This is a genomic window from Actinospica durhamensis (genome assembly GCF_018139695.1).
Taxonomy (GTDB): Bacteria; Actinomycetota; Actinomycetes; order Streptomycetales; family Catenulisporaceae; genus Actinospica; species Actinospica durhamensis.
In genome coordinates this window covers 1-3,501 of the sequence record NZ_JAGSOG010000461.1, presented here as the reverse complement: position 1 = coordinate 3,501, position 3,501 = coordinate 1, and the positions used below count along the sequence as shown (strand labels likewise).

Sequence of the window (3,501 nt, the reverse complement as noted above, 5' to 3'; positions counted from 1 at the left end):
TGTATAAGCGACAGGGGATGGAAGCTCAGGGCTCTGCGGATGGTGGCCACCTGGAGCTCGGTCAGCACCAGGCGCAGCATCTCCACCGAGCGCAGGCCGCCGGCGACTCCGCCGTAGGAGACCAGGGCGGCGGGCTTGCCGGCCCACTCGGGGCGGGCGGTGTCGATCGCGGTCTTCAGGCCCCCGGGGAACCCGTGGTTGTACTCGGGGGTGATGACGACGAAGGCGTCCGCGCGGCCGAGTCGCTCGCAGAACTCTGTGGTGTCCCCGCTGCCGTCGAGGTTGTGCGGCAGCTGGAACTTCGCGAGGTCGAGGTGGTCGGCGACCAGGTCGGTGCGCCGGTCGATCACCTCCTCGCGCAGCCAGTCGGCCACCCGCGGACCGAAGCGGCCCTCCCGGACGCTGCCGAGGATCACGGCGAGCCGGTACGGCTCATCAGACATCTTCACTACCTTCCGTGGCGTGACGCGGCGTCAACTCTAGCGTTCCCCCTTCCGTCCACTCGACAACCGTCCTAAGCGTCTGGTGGTGCAACTCGGCCTCCAGCCGCGCCAGGTCCTCGGCGTGGCCGTGTGCGGCGACGTGGCCGTCCGGGCGGATGAGGTAGTAGGACGCGGGGTTGCGGCAGCAGCGGTGTTCCGCGTGGTCTGCCTGTTCCGCCGCGTCCTCGCCGAGGGCGTCGGGGGGCGAGGCGTCCGGGTCCATGATGACGACGCGGACCTGGGCGCGGCCCTCGACCAGGCGGGCGAGCCGGGCGAACCAGGGGCCTCCCTGGGCGGGGTCGGTCGGGGGGATCACGGCCAGGATCCAGGCCGTGGGATCGGCGATGCGCTCGGCACCGTCGAAGGCGGTCAGGGCCTGGCGCGGGAAGACCGCGCCGGGGCCGATCACGGGGGCTGATCCGCCGGGGAGCCAGGCGGGCCAGGACAGCCAGGAGGACCAGGTCAGGCGGGAGGGTGAGCGGCGGGATGCGGTGGCGGAACCAGGACCGATACCGGCACCGCCCACGCCGGCACCAGGACCGATGCCGCCACCAGCCCCGACACCGCCCCCCACCGCGCACCGTGTCGACGGGCTCTGCGTCGGGCGGGGCGGGGGGTAGAGCAGGCGGCGGCCGGCGAGTACCGGCACGTACCAGCGTTCCATCATGCCGCTGCGGTCCAGTGCGCTCAGCGCCAGATCGCGTGCGGCGCGGCGGGTGCGGCCGCGGACCACCCAGGCGCGGGTGTGCAGGTTCGTGTCGCGCACGACGCGGCGGGCGGTCTCGGAGCGTTCGGGCTCGTAGTCGTACAGGATGTCCTCGGGCGCGCGGCGCCCGAGGACGGCGGCGAGCCGCCAGCCGAGGTTGTGCGCGTCCTGCAGGCCGCTGTTCATGCCCTGGCCGCCGGCCGGGCTGTGCACGTGGGCCGCGTCGCCGGCGAGGAAGACCCGGCCGCGGCGGAAGTGCGTGGCCCGGCGCGTGTGCACCCGGAAGACGCTCTGCCACACCGGCTCCACGATCCGCACGCCGGCCGGGCCGCGCTCATCCAGCACCGCCTGCATGGCCGCGACGTCGGCGGCGGCCTCGGCGACGCCCGAGGGCACCACCGACAGGAACCGGAAGACGCCGTCGGGCGCGGGCACGATCACCAGGGTGCCGCTGCTGGTCTGGTAATAGCGGATCTCGGTGCTCGAGAGCACTCCCTCGACGTGCGCGTCCACCAGGGCGAACGCCATCTCGTAGGTGTCGCCGCTGAAGTGCACGCCCATCTGCGCGCGTACGGTGCTGCTCGCGCCGTCCGCGCCCACCACGAAGGCGGGGCGGACCTGCTCGACCGTGCCGTCGTCGTGTTCGAGCTCGGCGACGACGGGGCCGCCGAGCCGGTCCTCGCCGAGGCCGGTGGCCTGGTGTCCGGTCATCCGGACCAGGCGCACGCCGCGTTCCACCCGGCCGCCGAGCGCGTGCAGGCTCTCGGTCAGGGCGTGCTCGATCCGCGGCTGCGGCAGGATGGTGGAGGCGAGCGCGGGCGGGAAGTGGAAGGTGGCCACGCGCCGGCCCTCGGAGAAGTAGCCGAAGGTCTCGATCCGCCGGCCCGCGGCCCGGATCGCGGCGCCCGCGCCGAGGTCGTCGAGGATGTCGAGGGCGCGCGGCCACAGCGACAGCGCCCGGGGCGCGTCGGAGGGGCCGCGGGCCTGGTCGACCACGCGGACGCGGACGCCGTGGCGCAGCAGTTCGCCCGCCAGGGTCAGGCCGGTGGGACCGGCGCCGACGACCAGGACCTGCGGCTCGGGGCCCGCCGCATCGCCGCGGGCCCCGGCCGCCGAGCCGCGCTCGGAGGACATCGTCGGCCCGCCTAGGCCCGCGCCATGACGGCGGCGCAGTGCTCGGAGACGACGGCGCCCTCGGCGTCGGACAGCCTGATGTTGAACAGGCCCCTGATGGACTCCACTACCTCGGCCGGGCTCAGCCGCTCGGTCTTGACCGTGCCGTCCGGCGCGGTGGTCACCAGGGTGTCGTCGCGCAGCACGTAGCGGGCCTGATCGTCGCCGCGCTGCACCACGATGCGGTTGAGGAAGACCGAGTCGGGGTCGACGTAGGAGAAGTGGTTGATCATGTGGAAGTCGATCGGGTGGTGGTGCTCCATGACCCAGGCGTAGACGTCGAACCAGCCGTCGGCGTGCATGCTGCGCAGCACCCACTCCGTGCCGTCCAGGTCCAGCCGCCAGACCCAGTCGCCGACGGTGAGCTGCGCGCCGTCCTGGAACCTGATGGGCTCGAGCGGGCTCTCGTCGCCGAAGCCGGGATCGGCCATCCACAGCTCGCCCTCGACCTCGACGATCGGCACCACGTGCGAGCGGGTGCGGATCTTCGGGTTGCCGCGGCGTACGCGGGCGATGTGGCGCACCACCGGGAAGCCGAGCTGCTCGAGCGCGGCGGCGAACAGGATGTTGCTCTCCAGGCAGCAGCCGCCGCGGCCGGCGGCCACGATCTTGCGCTGGATGTGATCGACGGTCAGGTCGAGCCGGTTGTCGAGTACTCCGTCCAGGATCTCCCAGGTGATGGCCCGGTTGTGCGCGCGGTGCAGTCCGCGCAGGGTCTCGAAGCCGACCTCCCGGCCGCCGTGGTAGCCGATCCGGGCGAAGTACGCCTCGAGGTCGATTCTGTCCGCTTCCCAGCCGGGCTCGGAGCCCGGGGCGGCGGGCAGCACGCTGCTGTCCCACATCGTCTTCAGTCGCCTTTCTCACGTCGTGAGCGGTCGGTTCGCGTGGTTGGGGAAAAACGGGAGAGGGAGCCGGGCGTCGGCGCCGACGCGGCCGGCCTCTGCCCGGAAGTGTGCCCCGGCGGCCGCGGCGGGCCCCAGTGCGCGGCGGCGGATCTGTCAGCTCGCGAAGATGACGGATTCCGCCGGGCGTGGTGGCCGCGATGCCGCGGGCCGCCCAGCCTGGTCACCATGGATCTGGACCAGGTGGGAGACACGCGCGCCGGCGGCTTGCCGCGCGCAGTGGTCGTCGGTGGTGGGA

At 73.2% G+C, this 3,501-nt stretch carries 3 protein-coding genes; all 3 read right to left on the bottom strand.

The genetic code is table 11. From position 1 onward, the window contains the following. Nucleotides 1–443, bottom strand: a 443-nt coding sequence (locus KDL01_RS39880) for an NADPH-dependent FMN reductase (RefSeq protein ID WP_212533919.1), incomplete at its 3' end; no start/stop codon positions are given. Beyond that, the gene (locus KDL01_RS39875; RefSeq protein ID WP_212533918.1) at nucleotides 436–2,322 is read right to left on the bottom strand and encodes an FAD-dependent monooxygenase; all 1,887 of its coding nucleotides are present in this window, start codon (nucleotides 2,320–2,322) and stop codon (nucleotides 436–438) included. The genes KDL01_RS39880 and KDL01_RS39875, both read right to left, overlap by 8 nt. Nucleotides 2,323–2,333: 11 nt before the next feature. Continuing rightward, nucleotides 2,334–3,203, bottom strand: a complete 870-nt coding sequence (locus tag KDL01_RS39870) for an arylamine N-acetyltransferase family protein (protein ID WP_212533917.1) — start codon at nucleotides 3,201–3,203, stop codon at nucleotides 2,334–2,336. Nucleotides 3,204–3,501 lie beyond the last annotated feature (298 nt).

Bases quoted from the DNA above. Each gene is read 5' to 3' on its own strand.
- KDL01_RS39870 (WP_212533917.1), bottom strand. From the start codon at position 3,203: ATGTGGGACAGCAGCGTGCTGCCCGCCGCCCCGGGCTCCGAGCCCGGC.
- KDL01_RS39875 (WP_212533918.1), bottom strand. From the start codon at position 2,322: ATGTCCTCCGAGCGCGGCTCGGCGGCCGGGGCCCGCGGCGATGCGGCG.